This is a genomic window from Iningainema tapete BLCC-T55 (genome assembly GCF_014698965.1).
In the GTDB taxonomy this organism is placed as follows: Bacteria; Cyanobacteriota; Cyanobacteriia; order Cyanobacteriales; family Nostocaceae; genus Iningainema; species Iningainema tapete.
The window spans coordinates 60,540-76,573 of record NZ_JACXAE010000013.1; the positions used below are offsets into that span (position 1 = coordinate 60,540).

Annotated in this window: 17 protein-coding genes and 1 pseudogene; 9 read left to right on the forward strand and 9 right to left on the reverse strand. The window is 40.3% G+C overall.

Annotated elements, in window-relative coordinates; translation table 11 throughout:
* Positions 1-65 precede the first annotated feature (65 nt).
* From ICL16_RS02750 to ICL16_RS02760, 3 genes are all read right to left on the reverse strand, one after another.
* On the reverse strand, positions 66-1,349 hold the full coding sequence (locus ICL16_RS02750; RefSeq protein ID WP_190825362.1) for a DUF3086 domain-containing protein: 1,284 nt from the start codon (positions 1,347-1,349) through the stop codon (positions 66-68).
* A 118-nt stretch (positions 1,350-1,467) separates the two neighbouring features.
* The gene (locus ICL16_RS02755) at positions 1,468-1,863 is read right to left on the reverse strand and encodes a DUF3119 family protein (RefSeq protein WP_190825363.1); all 396 of its coding nucleotides are present in this window, start codon (positions 1,861-1,863) and stop codon (positions 1,468-1,470) included.
* A gap of 48 nt (positions 1,864-1,911) precedes the next feature.
* Positions 1,912-2,682: an MlaE family lipid ABC transporter permease subunit gene (locus tag ICL16_RS02760; RefSeq protein WP_420485247.1), complete on the reverse strand. Its 771-nt coding sequence runs from the start codon at positions 2,680-2,682 to the stop codon at positions 1,912-1,914.
* Positions 2,683-2,957: 275 nt separating this feature from the next.
* On the opposite strand from ICL16_RS02760, the gene ICL16_RS02765 reads away from it, so the two are divergent.
* The 3 genes and pseudogenes from ICL16_RS02765 (at position 2,958) to aroH (ending at position 4,877) form a co-directional block, all read left to right on the forward strand.
* Complete coding sequence (locus ICL16_RS02765; protein WP_190825365.1) at positions 2,958-3,245, forward strand: hypothetical protein; 288 nt, start codon at positions 2,958-2,960, stop codon at positions 3,243-3,245.
* A 277-nt stretch (positions 3,246-3,522) separates the two neighbouring features.
* Positions 3,523-4,341: a signal peptide peptidase SppA gene (gene sppA / locus ICL16_RS02770; RefSeq protein ID WP_190825366.1), complete on the forward strand. Its 819-nt coding sequence runs from the start codon at positions 3,523-3,525 to the stop codon at positions 4,339-4,341.
* Between the two features lie 105 nt (positions 4,342-4,446).
* A pseudogene (aroH, locus tag ICL16_RS02775) lies at positions 4,447-4,877 on the forward strand (chorismate mutase).
* Positions 4,878-4,926: 49 nt separating this feature from the next.
* Here the strand turns inward: aroH and crtR are convergent.
* Positions 4,927-5,808 (reverse strand): beta-carotene hydroxylase, encoded by an 882-nt coding sequence (crtR, locus tag ICL16_RS02780; RefSeq protein ID WP_190825368.1) that lies wholly within the window; start codon positions 5,806-5,808, stop codon positions 4,927-4,929.
* 243 nt (positions 5,809-6,051) lie between these two features.
* On the opposite strand from crtR, the gene pyk reads away from it, so the two are divergent.
* Complete coding sequence (gene pyk / locus ICL16_RS02785) at positions 6,052-7,827, forward strand: pyruvate kinase (protein WP_190825369.1); 1,776 nt, start codon at positions 6,052-6,054, stop codon at positions 7,825-7,827.
* Between the two features lie 34 nt (positions 7,828-7,861).
* On the opposite strand, the gene ICL16_RS02790 is transcribed toward pyk, so the two are convergent.
* The 4 genes from ICL16_RS02790 to rfbD are packed head-to-tail and all read right to left on the reverse strand — an operon-like array spanning position 7,862 to position 11,819.
* Positions 7,862-8,950, reverse strand: a complete 1,089-nt coding sequence (locus tag ICL16_RS02790) for a glycosyltransferase family 4 protein (RefSeq protein WP_190825370.1) — start codon at positions 8,948-8,950, stop codon at positions 7,862-7,864.
* Complete coding sequence (locus tag ICL16_RS02795) at positions 8,951-9,811, reverse strand: glycosyltransferase (protein ID WP_190825371.1); 861 nt, start codon at positions 9,809-9,811, stop codon at positions 8,951-8,953.
* Entirely contained in the window at positions 9,808-10,884 is a 1,077-nt protein-coding gene (locus tag ICL16_RS02800; RefSeq protein WP_190825372.1) for a glucose-1-phosphate thymidylyltransferase, read from the reverse strand. The genes ICL16_RS02795 and ICL16_RS02800 overlap by 4 nt, the downstream gene beginning before the upstream one ends.
* A 53-nt stretch (positions 10,885-10,937) precedes the next feature.
* Positions 10,938-11,819: a dTDP-4-dehydrorhamnose reductase gene (gene rfbD / locus ICL16_RS02805; protein ID WP_190825373.1), complete on the reverse strand. Its 882-nt coding sequence runs from the start codon at positions 11,817-11,819 to the stop codon at positions 10,938-10,940.
* A 260-nt stretch (positions 11,820-12,079) separates the two neighbouring features.
* Here rfbD and ICL16_RS02810 point away from each other — a divergent pair, with 260 nt between their 5' ends.
* Positions 12,080-12,940 (forward strand): CAP domain-containing protein, encoded by an 861-nt coding sequence (locus ICL16_RS02810; protein ID WP_190825374.1) that lies wholly within the window; start codon positions 12,080-12,082, stop codon positions 12,938-12,940.
* A 52-nt stretch (positions 12,941-12,992) separates the two neighbouring features.
* On the opposite strand, the gene rfbC is transcribed toward ICL16_RS02810, so the two are convergent.
* Entirely contained in the window at positions 12,993-13,538 is a 546-nt protein-coding gene (gene rfbC, locus ICL16_RS02815; protein ID WP_190825375.1) for a dTDP-4-dehydrorhamnose 3,5-epimerase, read from the reverse strand.
* A 255-nt stretch (positions 13,539-13,793) separates the two neighbouring features.
* Here rfbC and ICL16_RS02820 point away from each other — a divergent pair, with 255 nt between their 5' ends.
* The 4 genes from ICL16_RS02820 (at position 13,794) to ICL16_RS02835 (ending at position 16,016) form a co-directional block, all read left to right on the forward strand.
* The gene (locus ICL16_RS02820; protein ID WP_190825376.1) at positions 13,794-14,012 is read left to right on the forward strand and encodes a hypothetical protein; all 219 of its coding nucleotides are present in this window, start codon (positions 13,794-13,796) and stop codon (positions 14,010-14,012) included.
* Between the two features lie 151 nt (positions 14,013-14,163).
* Positions 14,164-14,442 (forward strand): transcriptional coactivator PipX, encoded by a 279-nt coding sequence (gene pipX / locus ICL16_RS02825; protein ID WP_190825377.1) that lies wholly within the window; start codon positions 14,164-14,166, stop codon positions 14,440-14,442.
* Positions 14,439-15,110: a YggS family pyridoxal phosphate-dependent enzyme gene (locus ICL16_RS02830; RefSeq protein ID WP_190825378.1), complete on the forward strand. Its 672-nt coding sequence runs from the start codon at positions 14,439-14,441 to the stop codon at positions 15,108-15,110. The genes pipX and ICL16_RS02830 overlap by 4 nt, the downstream gene beginning before the upstream one ends.
* Before the next feature lie 312 nt (positions 15,111-15,422).
* A complete protein-coding gene (locus ICL16_RS02835) occupies positions 15,423-16,016 on the forward strand; it encodes a cell division protein SepF (protein ID WP_190825379.1) in 594 nt (197 codons plus the stop codon).
* Positions 16,017-16,034 lie beyond the last annotated feature (18 nt).

The window sequence follows — 16,034 nt, forward strand, 5'->3', positions numbered from 1 at the left end:
ATTGGTAATTGTTAATTGTTAATAGCTAATTGCACTATTAGCCAGTCTTCAATTAGCTATTCACTTTAATAATCATCATCATAATTTCTCATCATTTTGGGGTCAGGAGCAAAAGCTAACCACAAAGGAAATTGTAGCAGCGCGAGACTAATTTGCTCCTCGGAATCATCAATGAGAATGAATGGTAGTTGATTGGCTTTCACCAAGCGATCGGCTTTTTGTGCTAAAGCTTCTGCTGTCTCAAATAATACTACGCCTCTGTCTGGTCCAAAATCAGGACGACCGATTCCCAGGCAGTCTTGTAAACCGCGCCGCCACTCACCTAAACGCTCTGGTGAATTTGCTAACACTAATGTACGGACACGATCGCCATACAACTTGTGTAACACTGAAATAGCTGCTGAGGCAATTAGTATATTTTGCAACCTACTACCCATTGTCCGCAAAGCACCTCGTCCTCCTTGGTTAAAAAACCAGTTGGAAACTCGCTCTGCATGAACTGGTTCAAAAGTGCGGCGCAATTGCCAGGGTGGACCGTAGTAATCTGGTGTGTTACGGTACTGATCGATGAGGCGACGAATTTGCTTGGTAGTTTCTTGAAACTGCTGTTGCGCAAATTGTGGTGTTCCTGCTTGAGGCTGCTCTGTGGGCTTGCTATCTTTAATCACTATTGGTGTTTCTGGAAGGCGATCGCTCTTTACCAGTTGCAATTGTTCTGCTGCTGCTGCCAAATCCTGTAAACTACCTGTAAGGTAATCTTTAAAACCCTGCACTCTAATCGCCAAATCCTGAGAAGCTCCGGCAAAAGTGGTACGCATCTCATTGCGAATGCGTTCTTGACGCCTTTCCAACTGTTCCACAGAAAGTTGCAGCGCTTGTTTGCGTTGCTCCAACCCAGCAATAGCCTCTTGCACCAGTCTTCCCATTCCCCTTTCAGTTGAATCTATCTGTTCAGTCAGGGTTCTATAGGAAACTTGCAAATTAACTATCTCTTCTTGGAGCTTTTGTTCAATGCGTTGTAAATCTGCCACACGTTGAGTTAGCAGGGCTTCTTCAAAGCGCTTTTGTTCTAGTTCCGATGCGCTGATTTCCAATGGCACAGATTCCTCTGTTGTTGTCTGTGCCACTGTAGTTGATTTTTCAACTAAGACACTTGGTGTTTCTGAATTATTTATGAGTTCCGAAGTGAGATTTTCTTGTTGTGTCGTGTCAACTGCTGGATTTTGCTCTGCTGAAACCACCATTGACTCAACAGATGAGTTTTCTTTTTGCTCAGTTGTACGGTTTTGTTCTTCTGGGATCAACGACTCATAAATTGGTTGTAGAGGTTGAGATTCCGCTGAATTCATAAGCGATAGTGTAATTCCTGTAACGCAAACAAAAAGCTGGAGAAGTCCTTTTGGTTCAACAGACATTCTGCTGTGAATATCTGTACCTAAGTTTACAATTAAACTATTTATGATAACATTAAATACGTGGACAACGTTCTTCCAGACAAGTTTTGAGAGTTTTGGGATCAAATATAATTGGCAAAAAGTGAATACTTTTAACTTCTTTAAAGTAAAAAAGAATCGGAACTGCTGACCAGAATATACGCCAATTTTGCCACTCTTGGTAGGGAAAGCGCCGAATTAACTTTTCGCCTCTGTAAATATCTAAATCTGTAGTAGTAAATACTAGACGCAGTGTCACCGCTTGAAACATGAGAAACAAGCCAAACAAAGCAACCAGGGAGCCTACCCAAGGTTGCACTAGTAGTAGTCCCATTGCGGCAACAACTAACACCACAGGTATGTTGTAATTGGGCTTGAGTTCAACCGTGGATGCTGATGAAGTATAGGTTGTAGTCACAGTCAAAAACATTTATTGTGTGAGCGTGGACATAATTTCTATTTTAGAATGGTATAGCAACTAGAATCCGAGTTGGAGTGTTCCGCCCCTTCCCTGAAACATCACCCACGAAAGAAAAAAGTTGCTCACAAATATAATTAATAAAGCTGTAACTACAGCACTTGTGGTTGATTGTCCCACTCCTTTAGCGCCTCCGGTTGTCGTCAAGCCCCAATTACAGCCAATTATGGCAATCAGAATCCCAAAGCAACAGGCTTTAATCATGGCGCTGAGAATATCCCAGGTTCCTAAAAAATTTCGCGCTGAGTCTAGAAACACTGTTTCGGAAAGGTTGTATATATTTGTTGCAATTATTAATCCCCCCAACATGCCTGTCACTAAAGATAAGAGGGTTAAAACTGGTAACATCATGCAGCAAGCTAGTACACGAGGAACCACTAAGTAATCAATGGGATCTGTTTTTAACATCATGAGGGCATCTATTTGTTCGGTTACCCGCATTGTGCCTATTTCTGCCGCAAATGCTGAACCGACTCTACCAGCCAAAATTACTGCGGTGAGAACTGGTGAAAGTTCTCGTGTTAGCGCTAGTGACAGTACTCCACCAACAATGTTACCAGCCCCAAAGTTGATAAATTCCCGTGCTACCTGAATTGTAAATACTGCTCCGACAAAAATAGCGGTTAATAAGGCAATGAATAGGGAGTCTGGACCTACTGCTGCCATTTGTTCTCGCGTGTTACGCTGATGTATTTTACCCTGAAGTATGTGGATCACCACTTGCCCACACAAAAAAGTAGCCGTCAACAATCGCTGGCTCCATGCTCCCAACCCGAATTTGGCTCTAGTCTCAACCAATGTTTACTCTTTTACTCGCGTTCCTGCCGTCATCATAGCGAATTACAACCAACAATTGTTAATGGTTTATGGCTAATTGTTACTATTTACCATTAGCAATTAACCATTAGCCCTTTTATGTGTATATATTTTAATCAAAACTTAAGATTTTTAAACTATCGTTTGAGTTAAAGAGATAGCTCTTATTGTAGAAAGTGAACGCATTTTTGTTTGCCTATTCTCTATTCAACTCTTGGAGCCTCAATCACATGACTATTTTTACTAATTTTCTCCGTTCTCTGCTTTTAACGGTTATTTTTAGTTTCGTTGCTCCCTTTTTTTTAATCGGTGGCGTACTGGTTTTTGTCTCCTTTATTGGCTACATTCCTGGAGTACAAGAGATAAGTATCGCGATCGCCACTCATATCTTGCAGTTTCTGACTATTTTTGGTAGTGGTACTCCCTTACGCGGATTATTTGTGATCAGTTTAACTTGCAGTTTCGTTGGTGCTTTGTTTGACACTTACGCTTATTATCGGTGTCAAATTTTACGATAAACTCATTGCCAAAACTATTTTTAATAAAAATTAATATTAATATTTTTTAAAAAAAGAACTCTGTTGGTCAGCAAACACCCTCCTTAAGCTTAGAGATTTATACCTTCACAAATCAAAACCACATGAATCAAAGATGATGGTGGAGACATAAACCCTTGATTGTTCAAGATTCCTGAGTTCTGAGTTCTGGGTTGGTGGCTTCTGAGTTCTTGGTTATTAAGTTATAAGTTGTTTTTATATCTTATGATTAAGTATACTACAAAGTTTTCATCTGCTCATGGTTTGGCCTTTTCAGCCCAAGTTTCGTAAACAAATTGCTCGCATTGAGATCACTGGTGCTATTGCAAGTGGAACTCGCAAACGGGTACTAGAAGCCCTGAAAACAGTGGAAGAAAAGAAATTTCCTGCATTACTACTGCGCATTGATAGCCCTGGTGGTACAGTAGGAGACTCTCAAGAAATCTACTACGCTTTGAAGCGGCTGCGGGAAAAAATCAAGATTGTTGCTAGTTTCGGTAATATTTCTGCTTCTGGCGGTGTTTATATCGGGATGGGAGCAGAACACATCATGGCTAATCCTGGTACAATTACAGGTAGTATTGGTGTAATTTTAAGAGGCAACAACTTGGAACGCTTGCTGGAAAAAGTCGGTATTTCTTTTAAAGTAATTAAATCTGGTCCATATAAAGATATTTTGGCGTTTGACCGAGAACTTACAGAACCAGAACAAAATATTTTGCAAGAATTGATTGATACGAGTTACCAGCAGTTCGTACAAACAGTAGCCGACGCAAGATCCTTAGCAGTAGAAACTGTGAGAAGTTTTGCTGATGGTCGGATTTTTACTGGACAGCAAGCGAAGGATCTGGGTATTGTAGATCGTCTGGGAACAGAAGAAGATGCTCGTCACTGGGCATGTGAACTAGTTGGTCTTGACCCAGAAAAAGCCCCCGTGCATACCATAGAAGAGAGAAAACCATTGTTGAGTCGTATCCTACCAGGGAATCTTCATCAGGGTGGACTTAAAGCTAGAGTCGATTGGGTCGAGTTTGAATTATCTACAAGTGGTTTGCCGCTATGGTTGTATAGACCATAAATAGTTGTTTGTCATTGGTCATTTGACAAATTTAACTCATGACCAATGACTCATCACCAATGACTAATGACTAATAATTAATGACTAATTAAGGAGGATTTTTGCGTGGAGTGGCGAATGCAAGCGGTTCGCGGGGCAACAACCGTCCCAGAGAATACGGTTGAGGCAATAGAAGAAGCAGTGACGGAATTACTAGACGAATTAGAAAAACGAAACCAACTGCATCCCACAGACATGATTAGTGTTACTTTTACAGTCACAAAAGACTTGGATGCTGTTTTTCCAGCGGCGATCGCACGTCAACGTCCTTTCTGGGACAATGTAGCATTGTTAGATGTGCAGCAAATGCACGTTGAAGGTAGCTTAGAGCGATGCATCCGGTTTTTAGTTCACGTCTACCTCCCAGCATCCACCCCAATTCACCATATCTATTTACGTCAAGCTAAAAACTTACGCCCCGACTGGAGTTTTTCTCCATCACTACCAGCTAAAGAAAGGGCGTTTTAAAGTCAAAAGTCAAAAGAAAAATTAATTGATCTTTCTTTTGACTTTTACCTTGATTCTTTTGACTTGTATACTCCCCAACTATTTATGAAAACGAATTCCTAAAAAAACGTCATAAACAAATTCAAAAAAGTCCTTCTTTTGTAGTAAACCTAAAGATTGATGACAACCTTTTTCATCTAAAAGCGGTTTCATCAGATGATATGTGGGCTGGTAATTATACCAGGGAATAGAAGGCCACAAATGATGAATTAAGTGGTAATTTTGCCCCATGATCAAGATATTCAGAATGGGGTTAGCATAGACACGGGCATTTTTCCAGCGATCGCGCTCTTGGTGAGGACGATGGGGTAAATAGTCAAAAAACATTCCCAGTGCTAACCCAACCACAGCAGAAGGTATAAACCAAAAATTGAGAATGTAGCCCAAAAAATGGTATTGCACCGAAATATAAAAAATTGTGGCAACAAACAAACGGCTCAAAAACCATTCCAGTAACTCATATTTATGCCATAACCGCCGCTGAAAGAAAAACACCTCATGGTACAAAAAGCGGACAGGAAGTAACCATAACGGACCACCAGTTGAGACATAATGATCTGGGTCGTTTTTCGGATCGTTAACATGGGCATGATGTTGCAAATGCACTCTTGTAAACACCGGAAAAGCAAAAACTAACATCAAAGCACTGCCATGCCCCAACATCGCATTAATTACTCGGTTACGATGAGCAGATTGATGGCAGGCATCATGAATCACCGTTCCGGCAACATGTATGGCAACAGTGTTGACAGTAAAACATACCCAGTGCTGCCATTCCCACACCCAGTAACCAAAATTAGATAACACAAATACTCCCAAGGCAGCTAAAAACATGAGCAGCGATGGACTCAAACCACTGGGTGCGGCTAATAAATCCTTAGGCGGGACTGTCAATGGCTTTGGTGCCTCCGCCATTAGCATCTTTATTCTCCTTATTTACCAAACAATAGCGAGTATATGATCAAGATTAACCAATAATAAAGTTTTGTGTAGAAAGATTTATCTACTTCTTTACAGATTAGCAACCGAATAACGGTATGATGACCGACAAGACGCTAAGCTATAGCTTTGGATCTACCAGATTAAATTATTGCAGCAGCAACAGAGATGAGGTGCGCCTTAATTTAAAATGATTGCCTCAATACCTCCTTTGATTCAGCCCCTATGCAACTAAATTATTCTGTACGCCGCACAAAAATTGTTGCCACAATTGGTCCTGCTACCAGCAGCCCAGAAATGCTCAAAGCTATTATTGAAGCTGGTGCAACAACCCTAAGGCTCAATTTCTCTCACGGTACTCATGCTGATCATCAGCGTAACATTCGCCTCATTCGCCAAACAGCCTTTGAACTGAATCAACCAGTAGCGATCCTCCAAGACTTACAAGGACCGAAAATTCGTTTGGGTAAGTTTGAAAATGGTTCCATAGTCTTGGCAAAAGGCGATCGCTTTTCCTTAACCAATCGCCCAGTTGTTGGTACACAAGAAATTAGCTGCGTTACTTACGACTATCTAGCAGAAGAAGTTCCTGTAGGAGCAAGAATTCTCCTCGATGATGGACGAGTAGAAATGCTTGTAGAGGAAATTAATCGTGAAAAAGGCGATTTGCACTGCCTCCTCACCGTAGGAGGAACGCTTTCTAACAATAAAGGTGTGAACTTTCCTGGAGTATATCTGTCAGTAAAGGCAATGACTGACAAAGATCGCCAGGATTTGATGTTCGGTTTAGATCAAGGTGTAGACTGGGTTGCACTCTCCTTTGTCCGTAACCCGCAGGACATGATCGAAATTAAAGAGCTAATTTCCACTACAGGTAAACAAGTACCAGTAATTGCCAAAATTGAAAAGCACGAAGCCATTGAACAAATGGAAGCAGTTCTGGCTTTGTGTGATGGCGTAATGGTGGCAAGAGGCGACTTAGGCGTGGAATTACCAGCAGAAGACGTTCCCATACTGCAAAAGCGATTGATCTCTACTGCTAATCGTTTGGGAATTCCCATCATCACTGCTACCCAAATGTTGGATAGTATGGTAAACAATCCTCGTCCTACTCGTGCTGAAGTCTCAGATGTGGCAAATGCAATTTTAGATGGTACGGATGCAGTGATGCTTTCCAATGAAACTGCTGTTGGCAAGTACCCAGTTGAAGCTGTAGCGACAATGGCGCGGATTGCTGAACGTATGGAACAAGATGCAGCACAACACGTAGGTGTACTTCAAGTCAGAGATACCAGACGCTCAATTCCCAATGCGATTAGTCAAGCTGTAGGGCAAATAGCTGAACAACTTGGCTCGGCAGCAATTATGACTCTCACACAAAGTGGAGCAACTGCACGCAACGTTTCTAAGTTCCGTCCTCATACACCCATCTTGGCAGTAACACCTCACGTAAATGTGGCAAGGCAATTGCAACTAGTGTGGGGAGTGAAACCACTATTGATGTTAGAGTTACCTTCTACTGGTCAAACTTTTCAAGCAGCAATCAACGTTGCTCAAGAGAAAGGGCTATTATCTGAAGGGGATTTAGTCGTAATGACTGCGGGTACACTCCAAGGCGTTTCTGGTTCCACAGATTTGATTAAAGTGGAAGTGGTAACAGCAGTTTTAGGTCAAGGAATCGGGTTAGGATTAGGACAAGGTTCTGTAAGTGGTCGCGCACGAGTGGCACTTACGGGTATGGATGCTAGTAACTTTAATCATGGAGATATTTTGGTTGCTCCTTGTACTAGTGCCGATTTTGTGGAAGCAATTCGCAAAGCTGCCGGGATCATTACTGAAGAAGAAAGTCTTACTAGCCACGCCGCAGTCATTGGTTTACGTCTCGGTGTACCCGTGATTGTGGGTGTAAAAGCAGCAACACAAGTAATTCGAGATGGCGCAATTTTAACTATGGATATGCAACGAGGTTTGGTTTATTCTGGTGCCGTCGGAACACCATAGTTCTCCGACTTCTCTAAGAAGTCGGGGATCTAGTTTAAAGGTAACGTGATAAAACTTCAGCGGTGGCAAGTCCAGTTTTTTCCCAACTAAATTGCTTTGCTCTCATCATACCTTGGGCAGAAAGACGATCGCGCAATTGTGAATCTGTGACAATTATTTGCATCGCTTGAGTAATTTCTCTAGTATCATAGGGATTAATCAGAATAGCAGCATCACCAGTAACTTCTGGTAATGAAGAGAGGTTGGAGGTAATAACGGGAGTACCACAAGCCATTGCCTCTAGCACAGGTAAGCCAAAGCCTTCCCAAAGACTAGGGAAAACTAAAGCGATCGCACCATTAATTATTTTAGGTAATTCGTTGTAAGGAACATAGTTAAGAAACTTAACTTGATTAGTTATACCTAGTTCCTCAGCTTGCGCTTGCAAAACAGGAGTATAGCGTTTATCATATGGTCCTGCTAACCACAATTCATAGTCTTTATTGTTGGGTATTGCAGCAAAAGCGGCGATAATTCTATGTAAATTTTTATAAGGATCGTGCCTACCAACATAAAGATAGTATGAACAATTTTTTGTGGGATGGGCATCTTGCCCGTCCCACGCTCTAAAATGATTTGCATCATAAGCTAAAGGAATTGGTGTAATTTTACTTGCCTCAATGTCGCAAAACTGAATGATATCATTTGCCGTAGCTTGAGAATTACAAATGATATGTTGTGCTTGCTGAAGAACTTGGGGAATGTAATATTGATGGTAATATTTTAAAGGTGAAAAATGTTTAGGAAAGCGCAACGGTATAAAGTCGTGAACCATCACCACAAAACGACAGTTACCATAAAGTGGAGCTTCGGGAACCGGAGAAAATATGAGATGAGATTTTAACTTTTTAGATATTTTTGGTAGTTGTAATTGTGTCCACACTAAACGGTTAAAATGTCCTTTTGTACCTTGAGCAGGAGTAAGATTATTAGGGATAGAATAGCAGTCAATATCTGGATACTTTTGAGCAGTTAGGAGCGTAGGGTTGAGACTTTTGAAATAGGGAAAGAGATTTTGGGCATAATTACTTATACCTGTGGGTTGTGAAAAGAGAATTGATAAATTAACTAATAATTTGCTCATTTATTCCCAGCATCTTTTAATAAAATTTCTCGAATGCCAGTAAAGTAATATGCCAGATAATTTACCAAATGCTACTCGAGGTTTGACTAAAATCAAGATGAAGGCGTAACAAATAAGTCTCATTAATCTAATAATTAAAACTAGCTTATTTGTATATTTATCCAATGTTAATAAATAACTGTATGTGCTATGTTTAGTTTTGCGGAAAACATACTTGTTTGTAATAGAAGAAGGCTGATGTACAACACCAAACTGCTTGGTGACAGCAATTAAATGTCCTTGATGAGCATAGCGTAGACAAAAATCAAAATCTTCATAGTAGAGAAAGTAAATAGGATCAAACTGAGGGCATTCAGGAAAGTTGCTAAGATTAATTATGAGGCTACAACCTGTCACCCAATGACAAGCAACATAATCTCGCTCTAAGTTTGTTAACAAATCTTCAGATATAATTTCTCCATTTATATCATTAAAGCGACCCCCAGCAAACCAAACTTTTTTTGCCGGAGTGTAAACAATCGTACCAAGAATGGAAACTTCTGGATGGGAATTAAAGAATGGTTGAACTTGAGCTAAAGTATTTTCTAATAAATAGGCGTCAGGATTAATTACCCAAGCTATTGCTTCTGGCGCTTCAGCGTAAATAATGTTTAACCCCTCGTTACAAGCACTGCCAAAGCCTAAATTAGTAGTAGCGTTAAAAATTCTTACAGATGCACAGGCAAGTTGAAAGATAGAAGCATCCTGAGGAGAATTGTTAATAATAATTACTTGATACTCTAATTCGGTTGAAGTTAGAGAACTAATTAACTTTGTAACAAAATGTGTGGAATAGTAATTGACTATTAAAAAGTAGATCACGTTAATTCAATTTGACAGTCATCACCAATCATAAATCGCAATGCTTTAGGACGACGAGGTGCGACAGTTAACTGCGCCCTTTGCCCAATGACACTATCGATAATACGTTGGTGAATCCCGATAATTTTCGCCCCTGCTAAAACAACGCTATGTTCTAATTCTGTGTCTATCAGCATAGCATTATCAGCAATACTGCTATAAGGACCGATAAAGCAATTTTCTAAATGACAATTTTTACCAATTACTACAGGACCGCGAATTGTACAATTAATGATTGAGGAACCATGATCGATTTGAACTCGTCCAATTACAGAACTTTGGACATCTATTTCTCCTAAAATAGATGTCGTCAAGTAGGTATCGAGAATCAACCGATTCGCTTCTAGCAAGTCATCCTTTTTACCAGTGTCTAGCCACCAACCATCAAGTTGGCAGGCGGCAACTTGCTTTTGTTGGTTAATTAAGCATTGAATCGCGTCGGTGATTTCTAATTCTCCTCTGGAGGAAGGTTGAATGCAAGCGATCGCATCATGAATAATCGGAGAGAAGAAATAAACTCCCACAAGAGCCAGATTTGATGGCGGAATTTTTGGTTTCTCAACTAACTGCAAAACTCGCCCTGTTTCATCTACCTTAGCTACGCCAAAGGCGCTCGGATTAGCAACAGGACGTAAGAGAATCAACGCATCGTGGTATTGTTTGTGAAACTGTTTCAAAAAGAAACTCAAGTCTCCTTGTTGAATCAAGTTATCGCCCAAGTACATTACAAATGGAGAATCTTCTAAGAAAGGACGGGCAACAGAGACGGCATGAGCGAGTCCGGCTGGTTTATCTTGTAAAATATAAGTAATTTTTGCGCCAAATTTTTCCCCAAATCCTGTTTGTGCTTGAACTTCTGTGCCTGTTTCTGGACTGATAATAATGCCGATATCAGTAATACCAGCTGCTACCATTTCTTCAATTCCATACCACAAAATTGGTTTATTTGCAACTGGTACTAGCTGTTTTGCACCAGTGTAGGTGAGGGGGCGTAAACGTGTACCTTTACCACCGGAAAGAATTAGTGCTTTCATAGAAATTGTTAATTGTTGATTGTTAAAAGCTAATTGCTAATTGCTATGAACTATTAGCCAGTCTTCAACTCCGTTAACATTTGCTTTAACGATAAACGCCAGTGAGGTGGATGGGTTTCTAAAACTTTGGATATTTTAGCTGTTGATAAGACAGAATAACTAGGACGATGGGCTGGTGTAGGATATTCAGCAGTGGAAATGGGAACTGTGCGCTGCACATTGAGGTTGTATCCTAGCTGTTGAGCTTCTTCAACTAAGGTAACAGCAAAGTCATACCAACTAGCTACACCACTGTTAGTGTAATTGTAGATGCCGACAATTTCTGAAGATAATTTGGGGATAATTTGGGCGATCGCTTTGGCAATGTCTTTTGCCCAAGTGGGGCTACCAATTTGATCGGCAACGACACGAAGTTCTGGTCTTTGTGTTCCCAATCTTAACATAGTTTTAACAAAGTTACTTTTGCCAAAGGTTCCATATACCCAAGCAGTACGCAAAATTAAGTATTGAGAGCTAGTATTTTGAACTGCTTGTTCTCCGGCTAATTTTGTTCTGCCATATACATTTATTGGATTAGTCGCGTCAGTTTCCTGATAAGGACGACTATGATTACCATCAAAAACGTAATCAGTAGAAATATGAATTAAGAAAGAACCCAATTTTGCGGCTTCTTCTCCCATAATTCCTGGCGCTGTAGCATTGATTGCACTGGCAAGTTCTGGTTCGCTTTCAGCTTTATCAACTGCGGTGTAAGCTGCAGCGTTGATAATAATTTGGGGTTGGTTTTCCCTAATGACTTCACGTATGGTGTCGGGTTGGGTGAGATCTATAGTAGGGCGTGCAACAGTGATGATATTTCCATAGGGTTGAAGGACGTGTTGCAGTTCTTGACCGACTTGACCGTTGCTGCCAATCAGCAGAATAGATTTATTCATCCCTGAAATTTTGTTAGGATGTGCCGTTTATAACATACCACACTCATAGCTTTAATTTTTACTCACCTTCCTTAATTTTCGTTACATTTATTCACATTTTTTTTTCTATACCTTTTGGTAGAATTACCTGCGTGTGTTCCCAACTAATAATTTTTTCTAAATTTGACCGTGAAGACAAGTGTTTTTACGGTTGAGTACCGGGTTGCATGGGGAATGCCCAAATAAGCACAACTTGTCCAGTAACCCTTGAAACATGATCTATGGCAGTAAATTCAGTGAACCAGATTCTTACTCGCAGTAATAACAGCGACTTGCAGAGTTACAACAGTGTACAAGTATTGTCTCCTGGTTTAGGTAGTGCTGATCCACTATCCGCACCTATTAACCCCCTAAATAGTGCTAGCAGTAGTCAAGACAATGTTCATACTAGTTCACCACGAAGGTTGAGAGACATTTTCAACCTGAATCTCTTTAGTCCTAAGCGCAGTGATACAAATATTGCTGGTTCAACAAACACTGTCAATAACAGTGCGCCATTAAGCAACAGTAATAACGCTAGTGCAGCAAACACTGTTAATAACAGTGCGCCATTAAGCAACAGCAATAACGCCAGTGCAGCAAACATTGTCACTAACAGTGCACCAATAGAAGCGAACAAACAGGTGCAGACAAGTAACGTACAACCTATAGTACCTTTATCTTCTCAGCCAGCAGTAAATCCTCTTGTTCAAGAAGTTGTAAATTTGACAAATGCTCAACGTCAGCTAGTAGGTTTACAACCTCTACAGTTGAATTTTCAGTTAAATAACTCTGCTCAAGCACATGCTCAAGATATGGCTGTGCGTGACTTTTTCGACCATGTAGGATCAAATGGCACTGGCATAGGCGATCGCGCTAAAGCAGCAGGTTACACATATTCTTTTATTGGGGAAAATATTGGTGCAGGTCAAGCTACAGCCCAAGGCATTGTTTCATCATGGATGAATAGTCCGGGGCATAAAGCCCAAATTCTCAATCCTAATTATCGAGAAATCGGAGTTGGGTACTACTACCTTGCCAATGACACAGGCAAAGTTAACTACAATCACTACTGGACAGTAGGTTTTGGTAAAGTGTTGTAAAACCTGTAGAGACGTTCCGGCGGAACGTCTTTACAATCATGCATCCATCTTCTTAAGGGAAAACCTCTGCTATGTTGAATGGTTGACCTGCTGCATCTTTGGCAGATACAATTGGTGCATTCCTTAGTTGCCAGTCTATAGACAAGTCAGGGTCATTCCACTGAATACAGCGCTCATATTGAGGAGCGTAATAGTCCGTAGTTTTGTAAAGAACTTCAGCAAACTCGGAAAGTACAATAAAACCGTGGGCAAAACCAGGGGGTATCCAGAATTGACGTTTATTCACAGCACTGAGTTCATAACCCACCCATTGACCAAAAGTAGGGGAACTTTTTCTGATATCTACAGCTACATCGAAAATAGTACCAGCAATCACACGGATAAGTTTACCTTGTGGCTGTTTAATTTGGTAGTGTAATCCGCGCAAGACATTTTGTTTTGAGTAAGAGTGATTGTCTTGAACAAAGTTAGTATTTACACCACATTTATCGATAAATTTTTGTAAGTTGTAAGCTTCAAAGAAAAAGCCGCGTTCATCAGAAAAGATTTGCGGTTCAAGGATTAAAAGATCGGGGATTTCAGTAGAAATAACATTCATGAATTTCACCTGGGTAATAGTGTTTAGAGAATAAACTGTGGTAAATGCTACAATCCCTCGGTCATATTTTAAGTGTAATATTCAACCAATGATATAAAAAATTTAGTATTAAGTGTAAATAAAAATTTTGCTTTTTCATCTCACCACAAAGTTTGCAATATAAATTGTCCTCAATCAGAGTATTTACGCTACTATATTTGTTGTTATGGCATAAACATCTTGCCATAAGATAGACAAAAGTAAAATTTCTGCAGTTTGGAGCATCATCTTGTCAACAACATCAAAGGTGTCTTAAGATTTGATAGCAACGTTGTTGATTTGATTGATGTTGTATTTTTGGTTGGCATTGGTACAAGTTACCTTATCCTAGCGGTGGGAATTAAATATTCATTCCACATCGTTGAGAGAAACCGAGCAGGAATTGTCGCACAGAGTCATCCTGAACGAGAATGGCATGAAGTTCCACACACGTAGGCACAACTTAAAGCATGGGCGGTTGTAGATGAAAAGTCTACTCACAACACCAAGGTAACTCTACGTGAGACTATGATCTCCAAATATCGACTATTGACTATATATTTGTGTTTATCAGCAAAAGCTAAATATAGCCATACTATCGTATTAAATGAATCTAGAAAACTCAGAAACATACATAAATCATCCCACTTGGGGTTTGCTCTACAGAATCTGTATGGTAGAGGAAAACCAAGAATTGTTCACCACACTTTATGCCCAACGCTTGTTTTTTTTGGTATTAACTGATGCTAAGGGTTTGAAGTTTCAACCAATCGGACGTACTGAGGCTAGAATGATGTTAGAAAATCGCATACGTAATTTACGTCGCGCAGGGCAATATCAAGAGTACGATCAGCTACAAAGTATTTTTCAACGCACGTTCCAATGAGCAGTTCGATTAGCGTTCGTATTACTAACATTCGTGCCTCCCTCCCTGAGTCAGTCCGCTTGATTGCTGTCACAAAGCAAGTATCAACAGAGGCAATGCGCTGTGCCTATGAAGCAGGGATTCGCGATTTTGGCGAAAGTCGCATCCAACAAGCAGCTAAAAAACAAGTGGATTTACAAGATTTACCAGATATTACTTGGCATTTTATTGGGCATTTGCAAACTAATAAAGCCAAAAAAGCTGTTGAACAGTTTAAGTGGATTCATTCTGTAGATAGTTTGAAGCTTGCTCAACGCTTGGACGAACTCGCTGTTGAGCTAGGAGTAAGTCCCTTGGTTTGTCTACAGGTAAAAATTCAGAGCGATCCCAGCAAGTCAGGTTGGACTGTACCACAACTGTTAGCCGACTTACCAAAACTCGACTCTTACAAAAATTTACAAATTCAGGGTTTAATGACAATTCCACCTTTAGGTTTAAATGACTCAGAAATTTTGAATTTGTATAATACCACTCGCCAACTTGCCAAGGAGATTCGAGAACAAAACTGGGCAAACATCAAAATGCTTCACCTTTCGATGGGAATGTCTGGTGACTATCCTTTGGCAGTGCAAGCAGGTGCAACGATGGTACGATTGGGAACTATTATGTTTGGAGAGCGATCGCCTTAAACTCAATCATACTTAATAATTTATATACCTTTATTTACGGAGAAGGAATTTCTATTCACAAAAATAAATATTAATCGATACAGGTGAAAAAGACCTTTTCTTGTAACACTAGTTAAGATATAATCTTGACTCAGTTATTGCGTATAGATGTGTACAAACGTTTCAGGGGGCGTTTGTTTCTAACAAAAATCGTAGTAAATACTACAAAGACCGATAGAATTGCTAAACTATCAGGCGATGTAGAGAAAAAAGTAAATTGAATCAGTTTTAGCCAAAGCATTACATGCACACTATGCACTAGGAGCGTAAAATATGAACAATATTTTTTCCAAACTCAGAGATTTCGTCGGACTGAACGAGCCAGTAGAATATGAGTACTACGAGGAAGAACCAGAAACCGAGAGTTACCAAAATCTGTATCAAGAACAAAATCCTCAAAGTGTAGCTTCCCCACAAGAAGCCCCTACACAAAATCGACGTTGGCGCGAACCCATGCCTACAATGGGTACAGATGTAGCAACAGGATCAAAGCCTATGAATAATGTGATTGGAATGCCAGGAGCAATCAACGGTATTTCGGAAGTATTAGTAATTGAGCCACGCACTTTTGAAGAAATGCCTCAGGCAATTCAAGCATTGCGAGAGCGGAAGTCTGTAGTGCTAAATTTGACAATTATGGATCCAGATCAAGCACAGCGTGCAGTAGATTTTGTTGCAGGTGGTACTTACGCACTTGATGGACATCAAGAGCGCATAGGAGAAAGTATCTTTTTATTCACACCAAGTTGTGTACAAGTGAGTACTCAAACAGGAGTAATTCATGAAGTCCCACAGCCACCAGTACGTCAAAGGACTACAAGCGCAAGTCCGGCATGGGGTCAAGAAGTAAATAGAATGGCACAATAGATTTTATATGGGTCATTT

What these genes read in the sequence shown, in the direction of transcription:
- ICL16_RS02750 (WP_190825362.1), bottom strand. Translation starts at nt 1,349, where the DNA reads ATGAATTCAGCGGAATCTCAACCTCTACAACCAATTTATGAGTCGTTG.
- ICL16_RS02755 (WP_190825363.1), bottom strand. Translation starts at nt 1,863, where the DNA reads ATGTTTTTGACTGTGACTACAACCTATACTTCATCAGCATCCACGGTT.
- ICL16_RS02765 (WP_190825365.1), top strand. Translation starts at nt 2,958, where the DNA reads ATGACTATTTTTACTAATTTTCTCCGTTCTCTGCTTTTAACGGTTATT.
- sppA (WP_190825366.1), top strand. Translation starts at nt 3,523, where the DNA reads ATGGTTTGGCCTTTTCAGCCCAAGTTTCGTAAACAAATTGCTCGCATT.
- crtR (WP_190825368.1), bottom strand. Translation starts at nt 5,808, where the DNA reads ATGCTAATGGCGGAGGCACCAAAGCCATTGACAGTCCCGCCTAAGGAT.
- pyk (WP_190825369.1), top strand. Translation starts at nt 6,052, where the DNA reads ATGCAACTAAATTATTCTGTACGCCGCACAAAAATTGTTGCCACAATT.
- ICL16_RS02790 (WP_190825370.1), bottom strand. Translation starts at nt 8,950, where the DNA reads ATGAGCAAATTATTAGTTAATTTATCAATTCTCTTTTCACAACCCACA.
- ICL16_RS02800 (WP_190825372.1), bottom strand. Translation starts at nt 10,884, where the DNA reads ATGAAAGCACTAATTCTTTCCGGTGGTAAAGGTACACGTTTACGCCCC.
- rfbD (WP_190825373.1), bottom strand. Translation starts at nt 11,819, where the DNA reads ATGAATAAATCTATTCTGCTGATTGGCAGCAACGGTCAAGTCGGTCAA.
- ICL16_RS02810 (WP_190825374.1), top strand. Translation starts at nt 12,080, where the DNA reads ATGGCAGTAAATTCAGTGAACCAGATTCTTACTCGCAGTAATAACAGC.
- rfbC (WP_190825375.1), bottom strand. Translation starts at nt 13,538, where the DNA reads ATGAATGTTATTTCTACTGAAATCCCCGATCTTTTAATCCTTGAACCG.
- pipX (WP_190825377.1), top strand. Translation starts at nt 14,164, where the DNA reads ATGAATCTAGAAAACTCAGAAACATACATAAATCATCCCACTTGGGGT.
- ICL16_RS02830 (WP_190825378.1), top strand. Translation starts at nt 14,439, where the DNA reads ATGAGCAGTTCGATTAGCGTTCGTATTACTAACATTCGTGCCTCCCTC.
- ICL16_RS02835 (WP_190825379.1), top strand. Translation starts at nt 15,423, where the DNA reads ATGAACAATATTTTTTCCAAACTCAGAGATTTCGTCGGACTGAACGAG.